Below are 24,597 nucleotides of genomic sequence, written 5' to 3' on the forward strand. Positions count from 1 at the left end.
GTCGCCGCCGGATCAGACGTCGGGCAGGAAGTGACGGGTCCGGTGACGCGAACGTACGCGACGGGCATGTGGACGTACCGGCACGCCCCCTTCCGTGGTCTTTCGGCTGCGGGCCGCCGCGGCAACGCTTTCCGGTACCCGCGCTCCCACCCACCCGGCGGTGCTCCACTCCTCGGCTCCGGGAAGCATCTTCAGCCCGGCCAGGCAGTCCTCAGCCTGTCCGCCGCGCTTGAGGACGGGGAGGTGCCGTCCCGATCCCCACCCACCGGATCCCCGGCCAGCCAGTTTCAGCCCGTCCGGCGTTTGAGGACGAGGCCGTTCAGGCCGAAAGCGGGGGTCTGGGGGCGCAACCCCCAGGTACGGGACGGGTAGGGGCGGAGGGGGCGAAGAAAACTCCTCACCCGCACCCCGGGATGGCGACCGTCTCGTTCAGATCAGGCGGACCGGTTTCTCGGGGCGGACGCCGATGTGGCGGAGCCAGTCGCGGAGGGGGGTGGGGTCACCCGTCTCGACGAGGGTGAGGACGCGGGGCCCAAGATCGGCGGCACGTTCGCCGTCGACAAGGAGGGACGGCCCGTCGAGCCAGTCAAGCCCCGGCGCAGCCCCAGCCGTGTCCATCGCGGCACAGCACACCATGGCCGTCACATGGTCGGCCAACAGCTCACGCCCCGTCCGCGGCGGCTGAAGCGGGAAGAGGGGAAGGAGTCCGTCGTCCCAGAAGGCCAGGTCGGGCCCCTGCTGCTCCGCAGCCCCGGCGGGAGACCCGGACGCCGGGGCCGGCGCCGCCGCCTCCTCGCGCGCCAGCTCCGCACTGAGCCCCGCCGCAAGCGCGGCCGTCCGCTCGTTCCCGAGGGCGAGCTCCGCGTCGTCCTCGTCCAGGCCTATGCCCATTTCCTCGTACGCGCCTCCGCGACTGCTGGCCAGGACCCCGGAGGCATCCGGATCAGTTGCCAAGTCCGGGTCCGTTGCCAAGTCCGGATCCCGGTCCGGATCCCGGTCCCCGCCCGAACCCGCTACGTCCGTGTCGTCGTCCGATACACCCCTGGCATCGTTCGGCGACGCCATGAGGTGGTCCATCACCCGCGCCAGCGTGGGACCGCCCGAGCCCGGCGTCGCCGGGTCCGGGGCGTGCCGGACGCCCAGCGCGTCCAGGACCCGGTGAAGGCGCGCGGCGTCGGCGCGCCATTTGCGGTCGACGACCTCGTCCGGGTAGTCCAGCCAGTCCACGGGCGCCCAGTCGGGCCCGGACTCGGCGGGACCGCCGTGGAAGAGGCGGGCGGCGAGCAGTGAGGCCGCCTCGTCCACCGTGCCGGGCTCTTCGAGCAGGTCACAGGCGGGGCGCTCGCCGAGCCGTGAAGTGAACCCCTCGGCAAGACGGTCACGGCGGGACAGCTCGGTGAGGGCCGCGACGACGCCGACGTCCAGCCGGGACGGCCAGCGGCCCATCCGCCAGGCGGGCAGCGCGACGCGAGTCAGGAGCCGGTCCCAGCCCGCGTACGCCAGTCCCACCTGTTCCTGCGCGACGATCCGCAGGCCGTAATCCACAGCCTGTGCACGCTCGGCCGCCGCGGCCGCCACGCCTCGCTCCATCTCGGCCGCGTGGCCTCGGCAGCTGCGCAGAAGCAGGCGGGTCACCCAGCCGACGCCGCCCAGGACCATGCGGGACAACGGGCCGCGGGTGGGCGCCGAGGTCACGGCCACGGCTGCGTCCAGACCTCGTACGAAACGACGGGCCGCGGCTATGTCGGGGTGTGCCGACGGGCCCGTACCGGCGACGACCGGGGCGAGGACCGCACGCAGTTCCCCAACGCGCATCCACCACAGGAAGGGGGAGCCGATGACGAGGACGGGGGCGGTGGAAGTGGAAGTGGAGGTGGAGGTGGAGGTGGAGGTGGAGGTGGATCGGCGGGGACGCTTCGACAGTCTGCGTATACCGCGCGAGCCTTGCGCTCCTGCTGCTTCGTTGCTGTCCTCGGGCGCCCGTCGGCCGTGCGACAGGTGGGTGCGGTCCTCCAGCCAGCTGTCGCAGTCCGGGGTGAGCGCTATCGCCGAGGGGGCCGGGACGTCGAGTCGGTCCGCCAGGTCGCGGACCATGCGGTAGAGGTCGGGCGCCGATTCCTCGGCGATGGCGACCGTGGGACTCACCGCGGGCCGGGCACGGGCGACGACGAGCGCGATGCCAGTAGCGGCGAGGAGGACGAGAACGGCGAGGACGGTCACGATCCAGCGGGCGGTGTCCCAGCCTGCGCCAATGATGTGGCCGGTGGAGCCACCGGCCAGCAGGATGACGGCGACGGCCGCGGGCAACAGGGCGACGGCCAGCGCCCTGCTGCGGATGCGCAGCACGGCGAGAGCCCGGGAGCGCGCGGACTGCGCGCCCACCTCCACACCCATACCTGTCACGACCGGTCCTCACCCCCTACGGTCCGCCCCACCCGGGCTGTCACGCAGCCCGCGCCGGCGGATGTCCTGGCGTTGCTCACTCCCCCACTGTGGCACCCGCCACTGACATCGCAATGCCGGTGGGCCAAGTGCCGGAATGCTTTCGCCGCACCCTAGTTGGGGCCCCGGCCCCCGTCAGCCGGATGGGGCATCGGTCACTCGATGGAATGGCTTTGGGGAAAGGTGGATGACGGTGGGCAAAGATCAGGCCCCGAATTCCGCAGGGAATCCGGGGCCCAGGGGGATGGTGGCGAGGTGCCGACAAGCCAGTGGCTGCTACTGGCCGGCTACCGCGTTGACCAGGTGCTACGCCTCTGCCGCCGCCTTCGCCGCGATGTCCGTACGATGCTGCGAACCGTCGAGACCGATGCGGGCGACCGCCGCGTACGCGCGTTCGCGGGCCTCGGTGAGATCGGTGCCGGTCGCCGTGACGGAGAGCACACGGCCGCCCGCGCTGACGACCGTGTCGCCGTCGTGCTTCGTCCCGGCGTGCAGGACGTACGCGTGGGGGGCGTCCCGGGCCGCCACCTCGTCGAGCCCGGTGATCGGGTCGCCGGTGCGCGGGGTGTCCGGATAGTTGTGCGAGGCGATGACCACGGTGACGGCCGCGGCGTCGCTCCAGCGCAGGGGCGGCAGGTCGGCGAGCGTGCCGTTCGCCGCGGCCAGGAGCACCCCGGCGAGGGGCGTCTTCAGGCGGGCGAGGACCACCTGGGTCTCGGGGTCGCCGAAGCGGGCATTGAACTCGATGACCCGTACGCCTCGGCCGGTGATCGCCAGGCCCGCGTAAAGAAGGCCGGAAAACGGAATGCCGCGGCGGCGCAGCTCGTCGACGGTCGGCTGGAGGACGCTCTGCATGACCTCCTCGACCAGCTTCGGGTCGGCCCAGGGCAGCGGCGAGTACGCGCCCATGCCGCCGGTGTTCGGACCCTCGTCGCCGTCCAGCGCGCGCTTGAAGTCCTGGGCGGGCTGCAGCGGGACCACTGTCTCGCCGTCCGTGATCGCGAAGAGGGAGACCTCGGGGCCGTCGAGGAACTCCTCGATGACGACGCGATCGCAGGCGTTGGCGTGGTCACGGGCCTTCGCGAGGTCGTCGGTCACGACGACACCCTTGCCGGCCGCGAGCCCGTCGTCCTTCACGACGTACGGGGCACCGAAGGCGTCGAGCGCCTCCTCGACCTCATCCGGCGTCGTACAGACGTACGAGCGCGCCGTCGGAACGCCCGCCCCCGCCATCACATCCTTGGCGAAGGCCTTGGAACCCTCCAGCTCCGCGGCCTCCTTGGAGGGGCCGAAGCAGGGGATGCCCACCGTGCGCACGGCATCGGCGACCCCCGCGACAAGCGGGGCCTCCGGGCCCACGATCACCAGCTCGGCGCCGAGCTCCGTGGCCAGCGCGGCCACGGCGGCGCCGTCGAGGGCGTCGACCGCGTGCAGCTCGGCCACCTCCGCGATGCCTGCGTTCCCGGGGGCGCAGTACAGGGCGGTGACGTCGGGGTCGAGGGACAGGGAACGGCACAGGGCGTGTTCGCGGGCGCCGCTACCGATGACAAGGACCTTCACGGGGGTCAGCCTATCCGCCGGGGACGGGCACCTTTGTGGGGGCCGCCGAAGGAGGGGGTGTGAGGGGATGGGGGGATCCTCCAAAGCGGGCAGCTGGACGTACGAGGCCGGATGCACGAAGCCAGATGTACGAGGCCGGATGTATGCGGGGTACGGAGCCTCGTTGCTCGTCCCGTAGCCCGTAGGCGGTTATCCACTTACCCGCTTACCCGCTACCCGTTACTCGTTCGAGAACTCCTCCACCACCGTGGCCCCCAGTTCGCGGACGATCAGGTCGTAACCCGAGAGGGCGGACTCGACGAGGTCGGGGTCGTCGTCCTCGGGGGTGTCGTCCTCGGGGGCGACCGGGGGTGGTTCGGGGGCGGCGGGAACCGGGGTGGATGCCGAGGTGGGTGCGCCCGGAGCATGGCTCGCGGACGGGCCCGGCGACGCGGCGGGGCGGGAGGCCGGGGCCGACGGCTGCTGGGGCGCGGGGCGGGGGGCTGCTGGCGCCCCGCCGTAACCACCGCCGAACCCGGGAGCCGCCGGAGCGGGCGGTGCCGAGCCCCCTGAGCCACCCGGGCCGCCTGCGCCACCCGAGGTGTCGACGATGGCGTCGATCTTCCACTGGACGTTGAACTGCTCGGCCAAGGCCTGCCGCAGCACCTCTTCGCTGCCGCTGCTCGTGAAGTTGTCCCGGGCGCCCGCGTTGACGAAGCCGATCTGCAGAGTCGTACCGTCGAATCCCGTCACCTGCGCGTTCTGACTGAGCAGGATCCAGGTGAACCGGCGGCGGTTCTTCACCGCCTCCAGGATGTTCGGCCAGAGCATGCGGGGGTCGGGGCCGCCACCGGCGGGAGCCGGGAAGGCCGGGGAGGCGGCGGCGGGAGCCGGGGCGGATGCCGCAGCCGACGGCGACTGCGCCGGGGCCGTGGGCGCGGCCGGTGGCTGTCCCCCGCCCGTGGGCGCCGCCGTCGGCCACCCACCGGGACGCCGTCCACTGCCCGCGACCGTCGGGGTGGGCCAGGAGCCGGGCGCGGCACCCGAGGGAGCGGGGGTCGTCGGCGCAGGGGCGGGAGCGGCCGGGGCCTGCGGCTGCTCAGCGATAGGAGGCGCAGCCGGAGGAGAAGTGGCAGGAGGAGCGACTGGGGCAGCAGCTGGCTCGGTGACCGGCTCGGGCCCCGCCGCGCGCGCCGCAGCCCGAGCCGCCGCGACTCCACCCCCCGGAGGAACCGCCTGGCCCGCGGGAACGTCGTGGCCCGTCGAGGCCGGAGCCCCGCCCTGCGCAAGCCCAGGCGCATGCCCATGACCAAGCCCAGGCCCATGCGCATCAGCCCCAGGGACGTACCCGATGGCAGGGCCGCCCCCGCCACCGGAGAAGTTCACACCGCGCTCGATACGGTCCAGCCGGGCCATGACGGACCGCTCGTCCCCGTACGCGGCGGGGAGCAGCACGCGCGCGCAGATGAGTTCGATCTGGAGTCGCGGCGAGGTGGCGCCACGCATCTCCGTCAGTCCCTCATTGACGAGATCGGCGGCGCGGCTCAGTTCGGCGGCGCCGAAAACACCCGCCTGGGCCTGCATCCGCTCCACCACATCGACAGGTGCGTCGATGAGCCCCTTCTCGGCGGCGTCGGGCACGGCCGCGAGGATCACGAGATCCCGCAGCCGCTCCAGCAGATCGGCGACGAACCGCCTCGGATCATTACCGCCCTCGATGACCTGGTCCACGACCTCGAAGGCCGCGGCGCCGTCCCCCGCGGCGAACGCCTCGACAACCGAATCGAGCAGCGAGCCGTCCGTGTACCCGAGCAGCGAGGTCGCCATGGCGTACGTCACACCGGCGTCGCCCGCACCCGCGAGCAGCTGGTCCATGACGGACATGGAGTCACGCACGGACCCGGCACCGGCCCGTACGACCAGCGGCAGCACCCCGTCCTCGACAGGAGCGCCCTCCTGCCCGCAGACCTCGCCCAGGTATGTCCGAAGGGTCCCCGGCGGCACGAGCCGGAACGGGTAGTGGTGAGTCCGCGACCGAATCGTCCCGATGACCTTCTCGGGCTCGGTGGTGGCGAAGATGAACTTCAGATGCTCCGGCGGCTCCTCGACGACCTTCAGCAGGGCATTGAAGCCGGCCGGCGTGACCATGTGGGCCTCGTCGATGATGTAGATCTTGTACCGACTGCCCGCGGGCCCGAAGAAAGCCTTCTCGCGCAGGTCACGGGCGTCGTCGACACCACCGTGCGACGCGGCGTCGATCTCGATGACGTCGATGGAACCGGGCCCGTTCCTGGCCAGGTCCTGGCAGGACTGGCACTCCCCGCAGGGCGTCGGCGTCGGCCCCTGCTCGCAGTTCAGGCACCGGGCCAGGATCCGCGCACTGGTGGTCTTCCCGCACCCGCGCGGGCCGCTGAACAGGTACGCGTGATTGACCCGGTTGTTCCGCAGCGCCTGCTGCAACGGGTCGGTTACATGCTCCTGCCCGATGACCTCGGCGAACGACTCCGGGCGATAACGGCGGTACAGCGCGAGAGACGACACGCATACGAGGTTATAGGCGCCCACTGACAACAGGGACCGCCCGGAGACCCGGCCCCTGCCCGCACCCGTACAAGTCGCGTACAAGTACCGGACGCAAACGCAAGCGCCCCCCACGCACCCGCCAGAGCCAACCTACCCTTGCTGCCTTCCGGCCCTGGGGGAGTTCAGTCAGATAGCGCCACGTGAGGGGCTCCGCACAGGCTACAGGATCTGAGCGGGGGGAACGAGTTCGCGAGCACTCCTCAACGTCTTGTATTGTTTGCCGCGGAGGATTCGCCTAGTGGCCTAGGGCGCACGCTTGGAAAGCGTGTTGGGGGCAACCCCTCACGAGTTCGAATCTCGTATCCTCCGCCAGTGCCTCACCGGGCACGATGTCGAAGGGCCTCACCGTTCGCGGTGGGGCCCTTCGACGTTGAGGGTTGCAGTTCCCGGCTACCGCCCGTTGAGGACTGCCTGGCACACGTTGCAGTACATGGCCGCGTTCTGCCCGTACCGCCGCATCATCTGGCTGCAGCCGGTGCACAGCCCGAGCACCCATGGTGGGCAGCCGAGCGCTGCGGAGGCTGCTGCCCGCTCGACGGGAGTGATCCGCGTCGGGTCGCCGGAGCGTGGGCCGGCAGACGGGGAGGGTGAAGCCGCCCGTCGGTTGATCGAGATCGCGAAGAGGCCGGGCGTCACTACAGCAAGACGGTGTCCTATGCCGGGCGTCACTACAGCAAGACGGTGTCCTATGTGGTGCGGCGGCTGATTCGTTTGTAGCAGCAGAGGGCGGCTGCGAGGCCGAGGGAGGCCAGGTAGTTGCGGGGATGGCGTTCGTAGCGGTGGTTGAGTCTGCGGTAGCCGGTGGGCCAGGACATCGTCCGCTCGATGACCCAACGTCGGGCGCCCTAACTGTTCGCTCGACTCGACGCCCTTGCGGGCGATGCGGACACCGATGTGCTTGCCCAATAGCCATTTCCGCAGGTGAAGTACGTCGTATTCCTTGTCGGCGTGGAGACGCTGGGGCTTGAATACCGGCCGCGGTGAGGGTCGTGTCTCGTTTGGTGACCCTCGACCCTCGACCCTCGGCTTCAGCGCGAGGCTGTCGTGGGTATTCGCCGCGGAGACGCCGACGAGGAGGGGCAGTCCGTTTGCGTCCGACAGAACGTGCATCCTGGAACCCGGCTTGCCCCGGTCCACGGGGGCTCGGACCTGTGAGTTCGCCCCCCTTTTTAGCCCTGACATGGGCGGAGTCGAGGACCGCGCGGGACAGGTCGAGCAGTCCGGCGTCGTTCAGGCGGTGCAGGATCTTCTCGTGCAGCCCGCCCCGCACGCCCGCTCGTGCCCGTCTTCCCACGACCACGCACACCCGCCTTCCGCGCCCACCTGAACGCCGTCGCACGGTTCACCCCCACCGCCCGAGCAGCACCCGAGATACTGCCGCTCTCCCGGTCCAGCGCCTCGAAGAACCTCGCCTTCAAGTCCTCAAAACCCACGATCCCCGCAACTCCCTCAAATCCAGGGTGTTGCGGGGATCGCTAGAACCCGCCTGTCCGGCGGGGCCCTTCGCCGTGCGGTGCTGGGCGCGCAGCGTGTGCGGGCGGGGTGCCTGCGGCTCCCCTGCGGCCCTCTACGATTGGAACTTCTCCTGGACCAGCACGGCGGTGGAGGAGGACGCGGGGTCCAGGATGACCCGGACCGTCACGTTGCCCTTCTTTGCGGCGGCCACCAACTGGTTTTCGGTGCACGGGATGGTGCCGTAGCCGTCCTTGTCGGGCATGCCGGCGTCGCCGTGGTTGGAGCAGATGAGGGACTCGCCGTAGATGTTCGTCTCGTCGGTGACGTCGAAGGACGAGGCTGTGGCGTAGTGGGCCTCGACCTTCAGTTGGCCACCGCTGTAGGTCAGCGTCCCGGTCATCGTGACCGGCGGGCAGTAGCCGGTGGCCGAGCCGATGGAGTTGATGTCAGCGTTGTTCCTGCTGTCCTTTCCGTAGCTGATCTGGTCGGTGCACCGCACACCGGGCTTGTTGGGCGTGCCCTTGGGAATAACCGAGTCCACGTCCTGGCCACTGGAGGGCGCGGACGTGGCGGCGTTCGACCCCGAAGTGGAATCGGAGCCGGCAGAGGAGCCGGAGCTGGAGGGCGCGGACGTGGCGGCGTTCGACCCCGAGGTGGGATCGGAGCCGGCAGAGGAGCTGGAGCTGGAGGACCCGCTCGTCGACCCGCCGGTCGATGCGCTGGTGGACGCAGTGGTGGTGGAGTTGGCTGCGGAGGACGTGTCGTCAGGACCGCAGGCGGTCAGTGCCAGCCCGGCGACGACGAGAACGGCGGTCGAAAGGCCGCAACGAGCTGCCCTGGTACGCATGGTGGTTCCTCTTTCGGTATCGACTTTCGCCCCGGTGACGATGAGTCCGAGCCGCCCCCGATTCGGAAGCAACCACCGGGCCGGTGCATCCCTCCGCCGAACGACTGCGGCGTCGCGGAGGCGAGTTGTTGGCATCGCCGCGCAGGCACGGTTGCGACGACACTCCGTTCAGCCGAGCACGCGCGCTATCGCGGCCAGTGCGTCGTCCGGGTTGCGGACCAGGATGATCCGGGTGGCCGACGCGTGCGCGTGGATGACGTTGAGGACCCGGTTGAACCAGTAGGTCGTCTGCTCCGTCGGCGGAAGATTCGGGTCCTGGCCGCTGATGAAGCTGCCGATCACGACGCCGTCGTACTCGGCCTTGCCCAGCCTCGCGGCCAGTTCGGCGTCACCGCTCTCGTCGTCGGGAAGGACCATGATGTCGGCCGCCAGGCCGGCCTCCCGCAGGCGCGCCTGGACGACCGCGCCGATCTCCGGGTGCTTGCCGAAGCCGAGCACGCGCCACTCCTTGAGGAACTCCACTGTCGACAAAGCCTTCCTCTGTCCGTAGAATTGAATGGACCGCAAGTTGATTGAATAGACTGCGAGTGTAGTGAAATCATGACAGGCGTCAAGGGGACCCAGCGCGCGTACCGCTCGGCGGCACGGGAGGAAGCCGCGCACCGCACACGCGAAACCGTGATTGCCGCCGCCGCCGAGGTGTTCGCGGAGAAGGCCTACGCGGGGGCCACGATCGAACTGATCGCCGCCAGCGCCGGGGTCTCACGGGCCACCGTCTTCGGAGTCGGCGGCAAGGCTCAACTGTTCGCCCTCGCCCGGATGCACGCGGCCACGGGCGGCCGTCTCACCGCCAACGACGAAGGCTTCGAGCGGCTCTTGGCGACCCCTGACGCGCACCGGCTACTCAAGGAGTTCGCCGCCTTCACCGCCGCCATATCGCGTCGGCTCGGGCCCTTGCAGCTCGCGCTCGAACAAGCCGCGACGACCGACCCCGAACTGGCACAGCTACAGGAATCGAGCCAGCGGGAGCTGCTGGAGTGCGCCCGTGCCATCGCGCAGGCGGTGGCCGCCACGGGATCGCTGCGGCGCGACGTCTCGCCCAAGGTCGCGGCCGACATCCTCTGGCTTCAGATCCAGCCGACGAACTACCGGCGCCTGACGCAGGAGCGCGGCTGGAGCCACGAGGCGTTCGAGCGCTGGCACGCCGCGACCATGATCGCAGGCCTGCTGAACCACCACCCGGCCGACTGAACCACCCCGGCCGGCCGACGGGAGCGCAGGCCAGGAGCACACGGGCGCGGAGCCATCCTCCGGTCCCCCGCTCCGCTGCCCCGGGCACCCGGCGCCCGCCCGCACGGCCTGAGAACTCGAAAGGCGATCTCGCCGCGCGTAGAGGTTCAGTCATGACCGACGTGACGAGAAATCGAGAAATCCGTTCGCGCTCGGGTTCACGCGTCAAGCTCTGTGTACACGCTTACAGTTGGGCGCGATGTTCGAGTCGACACGTCGCCCCTGGTGAAGCGGTGCCGCTGCACCCCGAGGCAGTCGGATTTGCCGGGCACTACGACTTCGACATCGACGTCCTGGCCGCTTACCGGCCGGCCGGGAAGGGGCGGGTCGAACACCAGGTGCTGATCGTCCGCGACCACGTGCTGTCCGGTCGGGCCATCTCCTCCGTTGGGGAGATGGACGCCGCGTTCACCGCCTGGGTGCCCCGGCGACGGGCTCAGATCCACAAGACCCACCGTGAGGTGATCGGGAATCGGGCCGCCCGGGACCACGCGGCCCTGAAGACGCTGCCGCCGGCCCCTTATCTGATGGCCGAACGGCATCTGCGGCCGGTCGGCATCTGCGGCCGGTCGGCAAGGACTGCCTGATCGCGTTCGGCGGCAACCTCTACTCGGTGCCCGCCCGCAAGGTCCGCCCTCGTCAGCTGGTCGAGATCCGGCTACAAAATCGCAGGTCATGGTGCATTCAACGGTCCCCGACTCCGGCGGCGAAACGCTGCTGGCGATGCACCCGAGGGCCGTCGGCCACGAGGTCCGCGTGGTCGGGGAAACACACTGGGACGGCCTGCCCACGGGCAAGGGCCGCCGGACGACCACCGGAGAAGTTCCCGTCCAGCCGTCACAACCAAACCTTGGGCGAGGAGGCCGGACCGTTGCAGGCCCTGCTGAACCGGGCCGCAGCCAACCGCAAGTCCGCCCTCGCCCAGGGGTACCCCGTCGGCTGACACACGCCCTCGTGGGCACCGGACACGGCCTGGCACAGTCAGTGGTACTCGGGTTCAGGCCGAGGAAGCTCATCCAGGTCAGGGGTGAAGGTGCGCCCGTCGGCCGGCTCGATGGAGGGCCTGCCCGTGCCGTACTTATGGGTGTGCGCCGCGATGTAGCCGGTCCCAGTAGGCATACGGAACCACGGGCAGGGCCAGCCGTGCCGCCAAGGCCGGGGGAGCAGCCTCAGCGGATCTTCTTGAAGTCAGTGCGCACCGTGACCTCGACCCCGGCCAGGCTGAACCCGATCTCCTCACCGAAGCGGTAAGGCACGGCCGAGGTGTATTCGTCGCCCTTCGGCACTTGGTAGAGCACGCACTCCCCAGTCAGAACGTCCACGATCAGATACGTCGAAATCCCGCGCGCCGCGTACTGGTTGAGCTTGCGCCCGTAGTCCTGCCCGACCGTCGAACGGGACACGCTCTCCGCGACGAAATGCACATGCTTCTGATCGACGAACGCATCTCCCGGGCCGAGCGCGCCCGCGTCCACCACCAGCACATCGGGCTCGGGCGTGTACCCGTCCAGCTCTGGCAGTACTCCCTTGTCACGCGTGACGTGCAGACCGGACTCCCCGCCCAGTTGCTCCGCCAGCTGGGAGCGGATCGAATCGTCCGCCTCACTGTGCGCCTCCGTCACCGGCGACATGTACAGACGTCCCTGGTCGAACAGCAGCTTGACCGCCTTGGGCAACTTCATCGAACGCCGCACCTGGCTCAACCACTGCGCGTACTCCGGATACATCGTGTTCATCGCGCCTCCACGCCCATCACGAGGTACGGCCATCGTACGGGCCGCACGCAACGAGCCACCTGTCTTCCCATGTGTGCGCTTCCAGCGTGCTCGGTGACGGAAATCGCCCTGTCCGCTGTCCGCTGGTTGCAGTTTCGACGTTGTCCGTCTCAGTTGGCCTTCCGTCTCAGTCAGTTGCCGGCGGCGGTTCCCAGAGCATGTCGCCAACCTGCTGCGCCACCTTCCGGAGCATCGGCCCCGTAATGTGCATGCACCGAGCGCGCATCCGTGCCGCTCCCCCGGGCTCCCGTCCGTGATGGGCACGTACCGAGCGCGCATCCGTGCCGCCTCCGCCTCCGCCTGGGATCCCAACCCATGGTCGAGTCGACGACGACGTCCGGGCGGAGGAGAGGGAGAGGGAGTGGGCGGTCGTCGTCGCCCGGAGGGTGTCCTTGGCGAGCTCGCGTGGCTGACGGGCCCTGGCCTTGGGATCGCGACTGATCCGTCACGCAGAGCGCCAGCGGGCACCGGCGCGTTCACAAGCGCACGATGGGAGACAACGCCTCAGGGAAGGACAGGGGCCATGAGCAAGATTCGACATGCTCGGCACCCACGAGCCCAGCCACCACAGACGTGGGGCGCGCGGCCACCCAGTCCGGCGCCGTCCCAACCGGACCGATGGACCGGACCTCAACAGGCATCCCAACCGGACCAATGGCCCGGATCTCGTCAGGCTTCTCCGCCGGGCCAGCCGCCTTATCAGGGACAGCCCGTACCTTCCCCAAGGAAGCGCCGTCGGGTCTTCTTCTGGATCTTCCTGGCGGTCCAGATCTTGTTCCTGGTCTGGGTCATAGCGGGCGCCTCCAGCGGCAGCGGGACGCCGGAATCGTGTTCTGGCCTTACGGGCGACAGCCTCGAACTGTGCAAGGACGCCGACGACGTCGGCACCACGATCGGGGTCGGTCTGGTCGTCGCCTTCTGGGTGGCCACCGACTTCATCCTGGCCCTCACGTACGTGATCTACCGGCTCGCCAGCAGGCAGCCACGGACGTAAGGCCAGCAACGAGGAGACTCAGCCAAGAGGGACCCGTCGCCGGTGCGGATCAGCCGTCACGGCCGAACAGCTCGTCGTGCAGGTGGTCGGCCAGTTCGGCGGCTGTCGGGTTCTCGAACAGGACGTGCGCAGGCAGGTTGAGACCGGTGAGCAGGTTGAGTCGGGTGCGGACCTGGATCACCGCCAATGAGTCGAAGCCGAGGTCGGTGAACGGCCTGTCGTCGGGGAAGGCGGCCGGGTCCGGCTCACCGAGTACGGCGGCGAGTTCGACGCGCAGGAGCTCGCGCAGCTCCGGTCTGGACATCCGCGCGGGCCAGCTCCGCCGGGCCGCCGGAGGCAGGTGTCGCCGTACGAGGCCGCCGACGATCGGCGGCGGGGTTGTCGCGGCCGGGTCGAACCGGACCGGCACCAGCACGGGTTCGGCCGAGCCGATCGCGGCGTCGAACAGGGCCAGCCCCTGCTCCGCGCTGAGGCCGGCGATGCCGGACGCCTGCATGCGGCGCCGGGCGAGGCCGGAGATCTGGTCGCCGAGACCGCTGCCCGGTTCCCACAATCCCCAAGCCAGGGACACCGCAGGCAGACCGAGCGTACGGCGGTGGCAGGCCAGGGCGTCCAGGAACCGGTTGGCGGCGCCATAGTTGGCCTGGCCGGCCTTGCCGAAGACGCCGGCGACGGAGGAGTAGAGGACGAACGCCGACAGCGGAAGAGCTCTGGTGGCCTCGTGCAGCACCCAGGCCGCGTCGGCTTTCGGCTTCAGCACTGCATCCATACGGGCCGGTGTCTGGGCGGCGAGCACACCGTCATCGACCACGGCCGCGGTGTGCACGACCGCCGTCAACGGCGGGTCGCACGCCGCGATCAGCTGCTCCACCACGGTGCGGTCGGCCACGTCGCCGGCGACGATCCGCAGGTGGGCGCCCAGTTCGGACAGTTCCGTCCGCAGGCGCTCCGCGTTCGGCGCGGCCGGGCCCCGTCGGCTCACCAGGACGAGATGGCGGATGCCGTGCTCGCGCACCAGGTGCCGGGCCAGCAGGGCGCCGAGCGCGCCGGTCCCGCCGGTGATCAGCACGGTGCCGGCCGGGTCGATCGGGCGGGTGTCGCTCGGGGCGGCCATGGTGATCCGTAGCGCGTGCGGCACGCCGTCGCGGATGGCGAGTTGCGGTTCGAGACTGCCGCCTACGAGGTCCAGCACACGGTCGGCCGACAGGCTGGCGTCCTGGTCGACCAGGTCGACCAGCGTGATCCGTTCCGGGTGTTCGGCGGCGGCCGCGCCCACCAGACCGCTGATGGCCGCGGACGCGAGGTCCGGATCGGGAGCGGTGGCGTTCCTGGTGACGACGACTAGCCGGCCGCCGCCTTGCCCTTGCCCTTGCCCTTGCCCCCGTCCCTGCCCCTGCCCCTGCCCCTGCCCCTGCCCCTGCCAGTCGTGCAGCGCGTCCAGTGCACGGGTCGTCAACGACCGGACGTCGTCGCCCTGTTCCTTGACGATCTCGACGATCGTCGTCTCGCCGGTGGCCGGTACTGCCGACAGGACCGGCAGGGCTGGTACGGGAATCCATCGCGGACGGAAGAGCATGGTGTCCCGGGGTGCCATCGGCCTGGTGAACATCGATGCCACCGTCGCGACGGGCTCGCCCGCGTGGTCGAAGATGTCGATGCCGATGGTGTCGGAGCCGGTGCGGGCACACCGGATCCGTGCCCTCCGCACGCCCGGTGCGTACAGCTCGACGCCGTTCCACATGAACGGCACCCTCGCCCCGCCGGCCGGGCCCTCGGCCAGCGCCGCCGCGTGCGCGGCCGCGTCGAGCAGCACCGGATGCAACCCGAACCTGCCGCCGACGCCCTCCGGCAGGTCGATCTCGGCGAACAACTCGTCGCCCCGGCGCCACAGGGCGGTCACCGCCTGGAACGCGGGCCCGTACCCGAAGGCGTCGTAAAGGCCCGCCAGTTCGACCGGCTCGGCATCGGCCGGCGGCCACTTCGCACCGTACGACTCGGGTACCGGACCGCTCGGCCGCAGTCGGCCCGAAGCGTGCCGGGTCCACTGGTCGGCCGCGCGCTGCTTGGCGTAGATGTCGATCCGCTGCCCGTCGACGACCACCTGGAGCTGGACGTCCTCGGCCGGGGTCAGTCGCAGCGGCGCCTCTATCGTCAACTCGTCGACGCCGCCGATGCCGAACGCCGTCCCCGCATCCGTCCCCGCCGCAGACTCCGCCCCCGTTCCCGTCCCCGCATGCAACGCGATGTCGACGAACGCGGTCGCGGGCACGACGACCGAGTCGGCGACGACATGGTCGGCCAGCCAGCTGTGGGCCCGGACGCCGATCGAGCCGCCGTAGACGATCCGCGGTGAATCGGGGGCGACGAGGGCGGGGCCGAGCAGCGCGTGGTCGAGGCCGCCGCCACCCGGCTGCGGAGGGTCGAGCCAGTAACGCGTGCGCTGGAAGGGATAGGTGGGCAACGGAACCGGCCGGGCGCCGCTGCCCGCGAACACCGATCGCCAGTCGACGGCGATCCCGGCCGTGTGCAGCGTGCCGACCGCCGCCAGCAGCACCTCGCCCTCGCCGTGACCGGCACGCGTCGCAGGGACGGCGGGAAGTACGGCCGCCGCGGCTCGGCTGAGCACAGCGTCGGGCCCGATCTCCAGACAGGTGGTCACACCGGACTCGACGAGAGTGGAGAGCGCGTCGGCGAACCGGACGGTGTGCCGTGCGTGCCGCATCCAGTACCCGGCCGAGTACATCTCGTCGGAGGGCCTGCCGGTCAGCCCGGAGATCACCGGAATCACAGGGCGGCGGTAGGTCAGGCTCTCGGCGACCTCGCGGAACTTGTCGAGCATCGGTTCCAGCAGCGGCGAGTGGAAGGCGTGGCTGACGCGCAGCCGGGTGCTGCGCCGGAACCGGCCCGCGATGGCCGTCGTCGCGGCCTCTTCGCCGGACACCACCACGGCGTGCGTGCCGTTGACCGCCGCGATCGACACCCGGTCGGCGACCTCGGCCACCAGGGGCGCGACCTCGGCCTCGGTGGCCTCCACCGCGAACATGACGCCGTCGGCGGGCAGTTCCGCCATCAGCCGCCCGCGGGCGCCTACGAGCGTCGCCGCGTCTTCCAGCGACATGACACCGGCGACGTGCGCGGCGGCGATCTCGCCGACCGAATGCCCGACGAGCACGTCCGGCCGCACACCCCAGGACTCCAGCAGCCGGTGGAGCGCCACCTCGAACGCGAACAGCGCGGCCTGCGCGTGGTCGGTGCGGTCCAGCAGATCACCCAGGTCACCCGGTACGCCCAGGTCACCCGGTACGCCCAAGTCACCCAGGTCACCCGGTACGCCCAGGTCAGCCAGATCAGTCAGGTCGCCCGGTTCGCCCGATTCCTCGCTGAAGGCGATATCCCGTACGTCGCCGCCCAGCGCCCGGCACGCCTGGTCGAAAGCCTCGGCGAACACGGGAAAGCGCTGCGCGAGTTCCCTGCCCATGCCGGCCCGTTGGGCGCCCTGACCACTGAACAGGAACGCGACGCGTGCGCCGGCACGCACCGTCTCACCACTGCGTTCGCCGGAGGCCAGCGCGCGCAGAGCGGCTCGGTCGCCGGCCCCGACCAGGGCACGGTGACCAAGTGCCGTACGGCCCACCGCCAGCGTGTAGCCGACGTCGATGCCGTCCGGCAGGTCAAGCAAGTCCGGCAGATCCGGCGCATCCAGCAGCGCACCGGCGACAGCCCGCAGCGCGGTGCCGTCGGCGGCGCTCAACAGCAATGGCACGGTGGGGAATTCACCCCGCGCACCCCGGTCCTCGGGCGGGGCCTCCTCGATGATCACGTGTGCGTTGGTGCCGCCGATCCCGAACGAGGACACCGCTGCCCGCCGGGTCCGGTCGCCCGCAGGCCACGGCTGGGCGGTCGCGAGGAGCGACACCTTGCCGGCCGACCAGTCGATCCGGGGACTGGGGTTGTCCGCGTGGAGCGAGGCCGGCAACTGCCCGTGCCGCATCGCCTCGACCATCTTGATCACGCCGGCCACGCCCGCCGCCGCCTGGGTGTGCCCGAGATTGGACTTCACCGAGCCGAGCCACAGCGGGCGGTCCCCGTCCCCGTCCCGCCCCTGGCCGTAGGTCGCGAGCAGCGCCTCCGCCTCGATCGGGTCGCCCAGTGGCGTCGCCGTTCCGTGCCCGTCGACCGCGTCGATGTCCCCCGCGGACAGCCCGGCATCAGCGAGCGCGGATCGGATCACCTCGCGCTGGGCGCGTGCGCTGGGCGCGGTGAGCCCGTTGGACGCGCCGTCGGCGTTCGTCGCCGACCCCCGCAGCACCGCCAGCACCGGGTGCCCGTTCCGACGAGCGTCGCTGAGCCGTTCCAGCAGGACGACCCCGGCGCCCTCCGACCAGGCCGTGCCGTCGGCGTCCGCCGCGTAGGAGCGGCAGCGGCCGTCCGGCGACAGACCGCGCTGCCTGCTGAACGCCAGGAAGGTCCTCGGCGTCGACATCACCGTCGATCCACCGGCCACGGCGAGCGAACATTCCCCCGTACGCAGGGATTTCGCCGCCCAGTGCAGGGCGACCAGCGACGACGAGCAGGCCGTGTCGACGGTGACGGCGGGACCGGTGAGCCCGAAGGTGTACGAGATCCGCCCGGACGCGACGGCGTGCGAGGACCCGATGCCGAGGCGCCCCTCCAGCTCATGAGCCTCGAACCGGCTCGCGTAGTCCTCGTTCATGACACCGATGAACACGCCCGTACGGCTGCCGCGCAGCGTCGTGGCATCGATGCCCGCCCGCTCGAACAGCTCCCACGAGGTCTCCAGCAACAGCCGTTGCTGCGGGTCGGTCGCGAGTGCCTCGCGCGGCGAGACGCGGAACATCCCGGCATCGAATTCGGCCGCGTCGTAGAGAAAGCCGCCGCGCCGGGTGGTGGAGCCGCCGATCCTGTCCGGGTCGGGGTCGTACAGATTGGCGAGGTCCCAGCCCCGGTCGGCGGGGAAGTCGCCGGTCGCGTCGACACCGTCGCGGACCAGTCGCCAGAGATCGTCCGGCGACCCGACACCGCCGGGATACCGGCAGGCCATCGCCACGATGGCGATCGGCTCGTCAAGGCCGGCGGCCATCGGTTCGTACGCCGGAACGGGCGCCGACACCGGCACCGACACCGGTCGCGATACCCGCCCCGAGGGCGGCTCGGTGGCCACGAGCCGCGTGAGCTCGCCGATCAGCTCGCCGGGGGTCGGGAAGTCGTAGAGAAGCGAGTGCGGCAGGGCGACGCCGGTCAGTGCGGCGATCCGGTGCCGCAGCTGTACGCCGGCCAGCGACGACAGGCCAAGCTCCGTGAAAGCGCGATCCCGCCATCGATCGTCGCCTTCGCCGAAGTCCTCACCGCTGCCCTCACCGCTGTTCTCACCGACGTCCTCACCGACGTCCTGGCGGACGTCCTTGCCGCACAGGGCGGCGGTCTCCGCGCGTACGAGTTCCTCCAGCTCCGCCAGGCTCAGCTCGCGCGGACCCGTCACCTGCTCCGCCATGGCCTTGCGCAGGGGCTTCCCCGAAGACGTACGCGGAATCGTCTCGACTCGGCGGAACTCCACCGGCACTTTGAACAGCGAAAGCCGTCGCAGGCAGAGTCGGCGCAGTTCTTCGGGATCGAAGCCGTCCGAGGCCGGCACGACGAACGCCACCGGGACCTCACCGACCTGCTCGTCGGGCCGGCCGACGACGAGCACGTCACGCACTGACGGCGACTCAGCGAGTACGGCTTCGATCTCCAGCGGGTGCACCTTCTGGCCGCCGCAGATGATCACGTCGTCGATCCGGCCTGCGATCGTGAGCCGGCCGTCTTCGAGTGAACCCGCGTCGCCGGTCCGGTACCAGCCGTCGTCGGACGCGGGCGCGGACGCGGACGCGCGGCCGACGGCAGCCTGCTCGTGGTAGCCCAGCATGAGTCCCGGGGTGCGCACCAGGATCTCCCCGTCCGCGATACGGATCTCGACTCCCCGCACTGGCATCAGCCCGTACTTCACGGTGTCCTCGGTCCCGCCCGGCAACTGGACGGCGATCTTGCCACTGGTCTCGGTGGCTCCGTAACAGTCCAGCAGTTCGGTGCCGAACAGGTCCATGACCGCGGCGCGGGTCGCCGGGCCGCAGGACGCGCCGGCGGTGATGCACAGTCGTGGCGGTACGGCCACGCCCCACGTCTCGTGCGTCTCGTGCGCGAGTTGAAGATAGGTGGCCGGCACACCGGCGAGGACACAGCCGGGGTGCTCCGCGAGCAACGAGGGCAGGTCGCCGTCGGCGATCCGCGTGTGCGCGCCGATCGCCACCGTGCCGACGAAGGCCAACGACAGCGCGAAACAGTGATGCAGCGGCAACGGCCAAAGGATGGTGTCCTGTTCGGACAGCCCGAGCATCGGGCCATAGCACGCTGCCGCCGACCACAGCATCGCTCGCTGTGTGGTCAGCACTCCCTTCTGCGGGCCGCTGGTGCCCGAGGTGTAGAGCAGCCAGGCCGGCTCATCCATGCCAAGGTCGTCGGCCGGCGAACCGGACGCGGTGGTTGGGCTCTCCTCGACGATCAGTACGCGCAGGTGCGGCCGTCGCTCGCGCAGCCGTTGTGCCATCGCCGCGTGCCGGGCTTCGGTGATGAGCAGCGTCGCCCCGGAATCGTCCGCGTAGTAAGAGAGTTCGGCCTCCGTCGAGCGCGCGCTCACCGGTACGCCGACAGCGGCCGACCGCAGCACGGCAAGGCAGTATTCGACGAACTCGACACGGTTGCCGATATGAATCAGCACCCGGTCACCGCGAGCCACACCGAGTCCCGAGGCGAGCAGCCCGCTGCCGGAAAGCAGTTCCCCGTACGTCAGGATGCGGCGGCTGTCGGTGAACGCGGGCCGGTCGGGCGGATGGCCGGACATCGACGTCACCAGGGGTCGTAGGAGCTCGTCCCGAACTGGTGTCACTGCACAACCTTCCGGAATCCGGCGCGAACGGGCATGGTCTGACAATGAAAGCGATCAGTCAAATACCTGCCGAAGCGCGGGAGTTGGCACCGAAGGCACCCGAGGCACCGGATCCGCTCGGACCGGAGCCGCTCGGACCAGAGCCGCTCGGACCGGATTCGCTGACCTGGAAGTACCTCGGCGACTGGCGCGGACTTCTCACCGCGCTGTGGGCCGGGTCGATGCAGAACATGCACCCCGGGCTTGGCGCGGGCGTCGAACAGCATTCGCGGTTCTTCGAGGAACGCTGGCAGCGGCTGTTGCGCTCGCTCTATCCCATCAGCGGAGTCGTCTACGACGGCCCGCACGCACACCGGACCGCGCTCGAAGTACGCGGCTACCACGACCGGATAAAGGGCGTCGATGCCCAGGGCCGTCGCTACCACGCGCTGGATCCCGAAACCTATTACTGGGCGCACTCCACGTTCTTCGTCAGCACGATCCTGATCGCGGAACACTTCACGGGCGGCATCGGTGAGGCGGAGAAGCGCCGGCTGTTCGACGAGCATGTGCAGTGGTACCGGATGTACGGCATGAGTATGCGGCCGGTGCCGGAAAGCTGGGAGGACTTCCAGCGCTACTGGAAGCACATGTGCGCGGAGGTCCTGGAGGACAACAAGGCCACCCGGGACGTGCTCGACATAGCCAGGATCGCTAGGCCGCCGTTTCTGCCGTGGCTGCCGAATGCCGTCTGGCGTCCCGTGGGCGCGCTGATCGGGCGGACCTTCGTCTGGTTCACCATCGGGCTGTACGACCGGGAGGTCCGCGACCTGCTCGGCTTCACCTGGTCGGGGCGCGACGCCCGGCGGCATCGCAGGACCTGCCAGGCGATCAGCGCCGTCTTCAAGCTCGTACCGCACGACCGCCGCTACCACCCGCGAGCCCGGGCGGGTTGGCGCCGCACCCGCGGCGAACTCGCGCCGAACGCCGAGCCGGTCGAGACACCACGACGGAACCTCCCGCCGCTGTCGGAACGCGGAAAGCCGGAGCACTACTCGCCGGAGGTCTAGGAGCGCTCGTACTCTCCTTCTCCGCCGGTGCCTCACCGGCCACGACCCGAAGGGCCCCACCGCGAACGGTGAGGCCCTTCAACGTTCTCCGACCGACTAGGCAACAACCAGGCGACTACTCCCAGCCGAGAACCTTGAAGTCCTTGCTGACGAAGATGTGGTGCGGCCAGTTGACGCCGACGTTGTGGACCTCGTACTCGCCGCCGCTCAGTTCCACCACGCGGTTGGTGACGCCGCCGGGGACGACGGCCTGCGCAGCCTTTACGGCCTTGTCGGCCGTGGTCCCGGCGAGGATCGTCCCCTCGCCCTCGGTGTAGGCCGGGATCTCGCCGACCGACTTCGCCGGTGACGGCGTCCCCTGGCTGAAGGGGACCACCCCTGCCGCCGCGGCGGCCGCGACCCCGCCGTCACCCTTGGGCTGCACGATGACCTGCGTGGCGGCGATGGTCGCGCTGTCGACCGTCCCGAGGACGAGGACGCTTGCGCCCTCCTTGACGGCCTTCGCCGTGGTGCGGTCGGTGCCCTTCGTGTACTTCGTGGTGGACGCCACATCGACGGTCACCACCACGCCCGTCGCCGTCGAGAAGGTGAAGCCCGTAGTGGACTTGGTGTCGACGATGCCGGTCGCGCCTCCCTCGGACGGGTCAGCCACGGGGCCTCCCGTGGGCGTCGCCGTGACATCCAGGGGCGTCACGGAAGCCGCCGAGGCGGACGTACCGCCGGCGAGTCCTGCCACCGCGCAGGTCAGTCCGGCGGCCACGATCAGCCCGCCGGTCTTCTTCGACAGCAACCGCCGTGCGTGCGACCGACGGGGTTTCACGGCCAGGGCCGCCGGGGCGGGCTCGGCGGACGACTGGCTGGTGGGGTCGTAGTCGTTCATGACGACACTCCTCATCGCTGTGGGGGGTAACTGCGCTGAGACTGCTCGCCGTTCATACGAGGAGGCTGTGGATGCCCTTAAGAACTCCTGGCAATGGTTCGGCGGCATTGTCACCCACTCGTTCCCCAGATTTAACGTACGACGTCTTGGCACCCTCGTTCTACGCGCGTAACTTGAGCCGACTCCCCACACCAGCCACTCCATGTGCCGCCCGCCGGTGGCGCGTTGCCGTTCGTGACGTACGAGGAGACAGTCGGCGTGTCCAGAACTCCACACAGCAGACCCCGTTGGCGCCATCTCGCCTACCCGCTCCTCTCGACGGGAGTGGCCGGGGCGTTCGTACTGACCGCGGTGCCCGCGGCCTCGGCGGTACCGTCCACCGGCGCGTTGATCGCCGAGGTGTACGGCGGCGGGGGCAACTCGGGTGCGACGCTCACCCGGGACTTCGTCGAGCTCGGCAACGCCGGCTCGGCGTCGCAGGACCTGTCGGGCTTCAGCGTGCAGTACCTGCCCGGTACGCCGTCCGCGTCCTCCCAGTGGGGGGTGACCGCGCTCAGCGGCTCCGTCGCGCCCGGCGGACGCTTCCTGATAGCCGAGTCGGCGGGCACGGGTGGGACGACGGCGCTGCCCACCCCCGACACGACCGGCACGATCGCGATGAGCGCGACCGCCGGCACGATCGCCCTGGTCTCCGGCACCACGGCGCTCACCTGCAAGACCGCCGCGGACTGTGCGGCCGACAGCCGGATCGTCGACCTGGTCGGCTATGGCACCGCGGTCGTACGGGAGGGCAGCGGCCCGGTGACCGGTGCGTCCAACACCGCCGCCGTGGCACGCGCCGCGTCCCTGACGGACACCGACGACAACGCCGCGGACCTCACCGCGGGCGCGCCCACCCCGTTCAACTCGGCCGGTGAGACGGCCGGTGACGGTGGCGACGACGGTGGCGGCGACGACGGCTCGACCGAGCCCGGCACCGTCCGGGTCCACGACATCCAGGGGACCACTCGGCTGTCCCCGCTCGCCGGACAGACCGTCACCCGGGTACCGGGCATCGTCACCGGGGTACGTACGACGGGCTCGAAGGGCTACTGGCTCCAGGACCCCCAGCCCGACACCGACTCCCGCACCAGCGAGGGTGTCTTCGTCTACACCGGCTCGGCCACTCCGGCCGTGAAGGTCGGCGACAGCGTGCTGGCGAGCGGCAAGGTCAGCGAGTACTACCCGAGCAGCACCAGCCAGTCGGTCACCGAGATCACCGCCCCCACCACCAAGGTGCTCTCCAGCGGCAACCCGCTGCCCGCGGCCGTCACCCTGGACGCAACCACCGTGCCCGACGCCTACACACCCACCGCGGCAGGCGGCAGCATCGACTCGCTCGCCCTCGAACCGGCCAAGTACGCACTGGACTTCTACGAGTCCGTGGAAGGCGCGCGCGTCGCGGCGGCCAACACGCGTGTGGTCGGCGCGACGACCGCGTACGACGAGGTGTGGGTGACGGTGAAGCCCGGCGAGAGCCCGACTCCGCGCGGCGGCACCCTGTACTCCTCGTACGACCAGCCCAACACCGGCCGTATCAAGGTGATGTCGATCGACGACACCGCGACCTTCCCCGTGGCGAACGTCGGTGACGTGCTCTCGGGCACCACGGCAGGCCCGCTCGACTACTCCACGTACGGCGGCTACAACCTCCAGGCCACCCAGCTCGGCACCCTCACCGCGAAGGGTCTCAAGCCCGAGACCACGCGGAAGCAGAAGAGCCAGGAGCTGGCGGTCGCCACGTACAACGTGGAGAACCTGGACGCGCTCGACGAGCAGCAGAAGTTCGACCGGCTGGCCGGTGGCGTCGCGGTCAGTCTCAACTCCCCCGACATCGTCGCCCTGGAGGAGATCCAGGACGACAACGGAGCCACCAACGACGGCACCGTCACCAGCGAGGCGACGCTGAAGCGGTTCACCGACGCGATCGTCGCGGCGGGCGGCCCCCGGTACTCCTGGCGCTATGTCACGCCGGAGAACAACCAGGACGGCGGCGAGCCCGGCGGCAACATCCGGCAGGTCTTCCTCTTCAACGCCAAGCGGGTCTCCTTCACCGACCGCCCGGGCGGCGACGCCACCACCGCGACGGGTGTGGTGAAGACCCGCAAGGGCGCGCAGCTCAGCTACTCTCCGGGCCGGATCGACCCCGGCAGCGACGCGTGGGACGCGAGCCGCAAGCCGCTGGTGGGCGAGTTCACCTTCCGGGGCGAGCAGGTCTTCGTGATCGCCAACCACTTCACGTCCAAGGGCGGCGACGAGCCGCTGCACGGCAGCGACCAGCCGCCCGCCCGCAGCTCGGAGACGCAGCGAAACGCCCAGGCCGCGGAGGTCAACACCTTCGTCAAGAGCCTGCTCGCCGCCGACAAGAGCGCCAAGGTGGTGGTGCTGGGTGACCTGAACGACTACGAGTTCTCCCAGACGGTGACCGCGATCACCGCCGGACGGGTGCTCACCCCGCTGATCAAGACGCTGCCCAAGGCCCAGCGCTACACCTACGTGTACGACGGCAACTCGCAGACCCTGGACCACATCCTGACCAGCCCGGCCGTCACCGACTTCGACTACGACATCGTGCACATCAACGCCGAGTTCGCCGACCAGGCGAGCGACCACGACCCGCAGATCGTCCGTATCGACATCAGCAAGTGCGGTAAGCGGTAACCCGTTCCCGCAATCCCCTTAGTTCCCGTACGAGCGCTCAGAAATCTCTCGCCGTGCCGTCCCGTCATCCGGGGACCGGCACGGCGAGAGCCGTTTCCGC

At 70.3% G+C, this 24,597-nt stretch carries 14 protein-coding genes, 1 tRNA gene, 1 other RNA gene and 2 pseudogenes; 6 read left to right on the top strand and 12 right to left on the bottom strand.

The window, feature by feature from the left end; all coding sequences use genetic code 11:
* Positions 1–429: 429 nt before the first annotated feature.
* The 4 genes from AB0N66_RS41340 to ffs form a co-directional block, all read right to left on the bottom strand.
* Entirely contained in the window at positions 430–2,394 is a 1,965-nt protein-coding gene (locus tag AB0N66_RS41340) for a hypothetical protein (protein WP_365445819.1), read from the bottom strand.
* Between the two features lie 354 nt (positions 2,395–2,748).
* Positions 2,749–4,002: a phosphoribosylamine--glycine ligase gene (gene purD, locus AB0N66_RS41345; RefSeq protein ID WP_365445768.1), complete on the bottom strand. Its 1,254-nt coding sequence runs from the start codon at positions 4,000–4,002 to the stop codon at positions 2,749–2,751.
* A gap of 219 nt (positions 4,003–4,221) precedes the next feature.
* Complete coding sequence (locus tag AB0N66_RS41350; protein WP_365445771.1) at positions 4,222–6,522, bottom strand: DNA polymerase III subunit gamma and tau; 2,301 nt, start codon at positions 6,520–6,522, stop codon at positions 4,222–4,224.
* 96 nt (positions 6,523–6,618) lie between these two features.
* Positions 6,619–6,717, bottom strand: an RNA gene (gene ffs, locus AB0N66_RS41355) — signal recognition particle sRNA small type.
* Between the two features lie 71 nt (positions 6,718–6,788).
* Between ffs and AB0N66_RS41360 the strand changes: the two genes are divergently transcribed.
* Positions 6,789–6,876, top strand: a tRNA-Ser gene (locus tag AB0N66_RS41360).
* A 374-nt stretch (positions 6,877–7,250) separates the two neighbouring features.
* On the opposite strand, the gene AB0N66_RS41365 is transcribed toward AB0N66_RS41360, so the two are convergent.
* From AB0N66_RS41365 to AB0N66_RS41380, 4 genes and pseudogenes are all read right to left on the bottom strand, one after another.
* Positions 7,251–7,379 carry a hypothetical protein gene (locus AB0N66_RS41365; protein WP_365445774.1) on the bottom strand — a complete coding sequence of 43 codons (129 nt, stop codon included), beginning with the start codon at positions 7,377–7,379 and terminating at the stop codon, positions 7,251–7,253.
* Between the two features lie 136 nt (positions 7,380–7,515).
* Positions 7,516–7,746: pseudogene (locus tag AB0N66_RS41370) on the bottom strand (IS5/IS1182 family transposase); the annotation flags it as partial.
* A 385-nt stretch (positions 7,747–8,131) separates the two neighbouring features.
* Complete coding sequence (locus AB0N66_RS41375; protein ID WP_365445777.1) at positions 8,132–8,866, bottom strand: hypothetical protein; 735 nt, start codon at positions 8,864–8,866, stop codon at positions 8,132–8,134.
* A gap of 168 nt (positions 8,867–9,034) precedes the next feature.
* Complete coding sequence (locus tag AB0N66_RS41380; protein WP_365445780.1) at positions 9,035–9,397, bottom strand: hypothetical protein; 363 nt, start codon at positions 9,395–9,397, stop codon at positions 9,035–9,037.
* Positions 9,398–9,466: 69 nt separating this feature from the next.
* On the opposite strand from AB0N66_RS41380, the gene AB0N66_RS41385 reads away from it, so the two are divergent.
* Both AB0N66_RS41385 and AB0N66_RS41390 read left to right on the top strand, forming a co-directional pair.
* Entirely contained in the window at positions 9,467–10,117 is a 651-nt protein-coding gene (locus AB0N66_RS41385; RefSeq protein WP_365445783.1) for a helix-turn-helix domain-containing protein, read from the top strand.
* 248 nt (positions 10,118–10,365) lie between these two features.
* Positions 10,366–11,057: pseudogene (locus AB0N66_RS41390) on the top strand (IS21 family transposase); the annotation flags it as partial.
* Between the two features lie 80 nt (positions 11,058–11,137).
* Here the strand turns inward: AB0N66_RS41390 and AB0N66_RS41395 are convergent.
* Together AB0N66_RS41395 and AB0N66_RS41400 are read right to left on the bottom strand one after the other, a co-directional pair.
* Entirely contained in the window at positions 11,138–11,275 is a 138-nt protein-coding gene (locus tag AB0N66_RS41395) for a hypothetical protein (protein ID WP_365445786.1), read from the bottom strand.
* A 50-nt stretch (positions 11,276–11,325) separates the two neighbouring features.
* Positions 11,326–11,892, bottom strand: a complete 567-nt coding sequence (locus AB0N66_RS41400; RefSeq protein ID WP_365445789.1) for a Uma2 family endonuclease — start codon at positions 11,890–11,892, stop codon at positions 11,326–11,328.
* An 811-nt stretch (positions 11,893–12,703) separates the two neighbouring features.
* Between AB0N66_RS41400 and AB0N66_RS41405 the strand changes: the two genes are divergently transcribed.
* The gene (locus AB0N66_RS41405) at positions 12,704–12,925 is read left to right on the top strand and encodes a hypothetical protein (RefSeq protein WP_365445792.1); all 222 of its coding nucleotides are present in this window, start codon (positions 12,704–12,706) and stop codon (positions 12,923–12,925) included.
* Between the two features lie 49 nt (positions 12,926–12,974).
* Here AB0N66_RS41405 and AB0N66_RS41410 read toward each other — a convergent pair whose 3' ends face one another.
* Positions 12,975–19,823: a type I polyketide synthase gene (locus tag AB0N66_RS41410; protein WP_365445795.1), complete on the bottom strand. Its 6,849-nt coding sequence runs from the start codon at positions 19,821–19,823 to the stop codon at positions 12,975–12,977.
* 89 nt (positions 19,824–19,912) lie between these two features.
* Here AB0N66_RS41410 and AB0N66_RS41415 point away from each other — a divergent pair, with 89 nt between their 5' ends.
* Positions 19,913–20,917 (top strand): oxygenase MpaB family protein, encoded by a 1,005-nt coding sequence (locus AB0N66_RS41415; protein ID WP_365445798.1) that lies wholly within the window; start codon positions 19,913–19,915, stop codon positions 20,915–20,917.
* Between the two features lie 115 nt (positions 20,918–21,032).
* Here AB0N66_RS41415 and AB0N66_RS41420 read toward each other — a convergent pair whose 3' ends face one another.
* A complete protein-coding gene (locus AB0N66_RS41420; RefSeq protein WP_365445801.1) occupies positions 21,033–21,797 on the bottom strand; it encodes a hypothetical protein in 765 nt (254 codons plus the stop codon).
* A gap of 258 nt (positions 21,798–22,055) precedes the next feature.
* Between AB0N66_RS41420 and AB0N66_RS41425 the strand changes: the two genes are divergently transcribed.
* Positions 22,056–24,497: an endonuclease/exonuclease/phosphatase family protein gene (locus tag AB0N66_RS41425; RefSeq protein WP_365445804.1), complete on the top strand. Its 2,442-nt coding sequence runs from the start codon at positions 22,056–22,058 to the stop codon at positions 24,495–24,497.
* Positions 24,498–24,597 lie beyond the last annotated feature (100 nt).

This window comes from Streptomyces sp. NPDC093544 (assembly GCF_040683495.1).
Classification (GTDB): Bacteria; Actinomycetota; Actinomycetes; order Streptomycetales; family Streptomycetaceae; genus Streptomyces.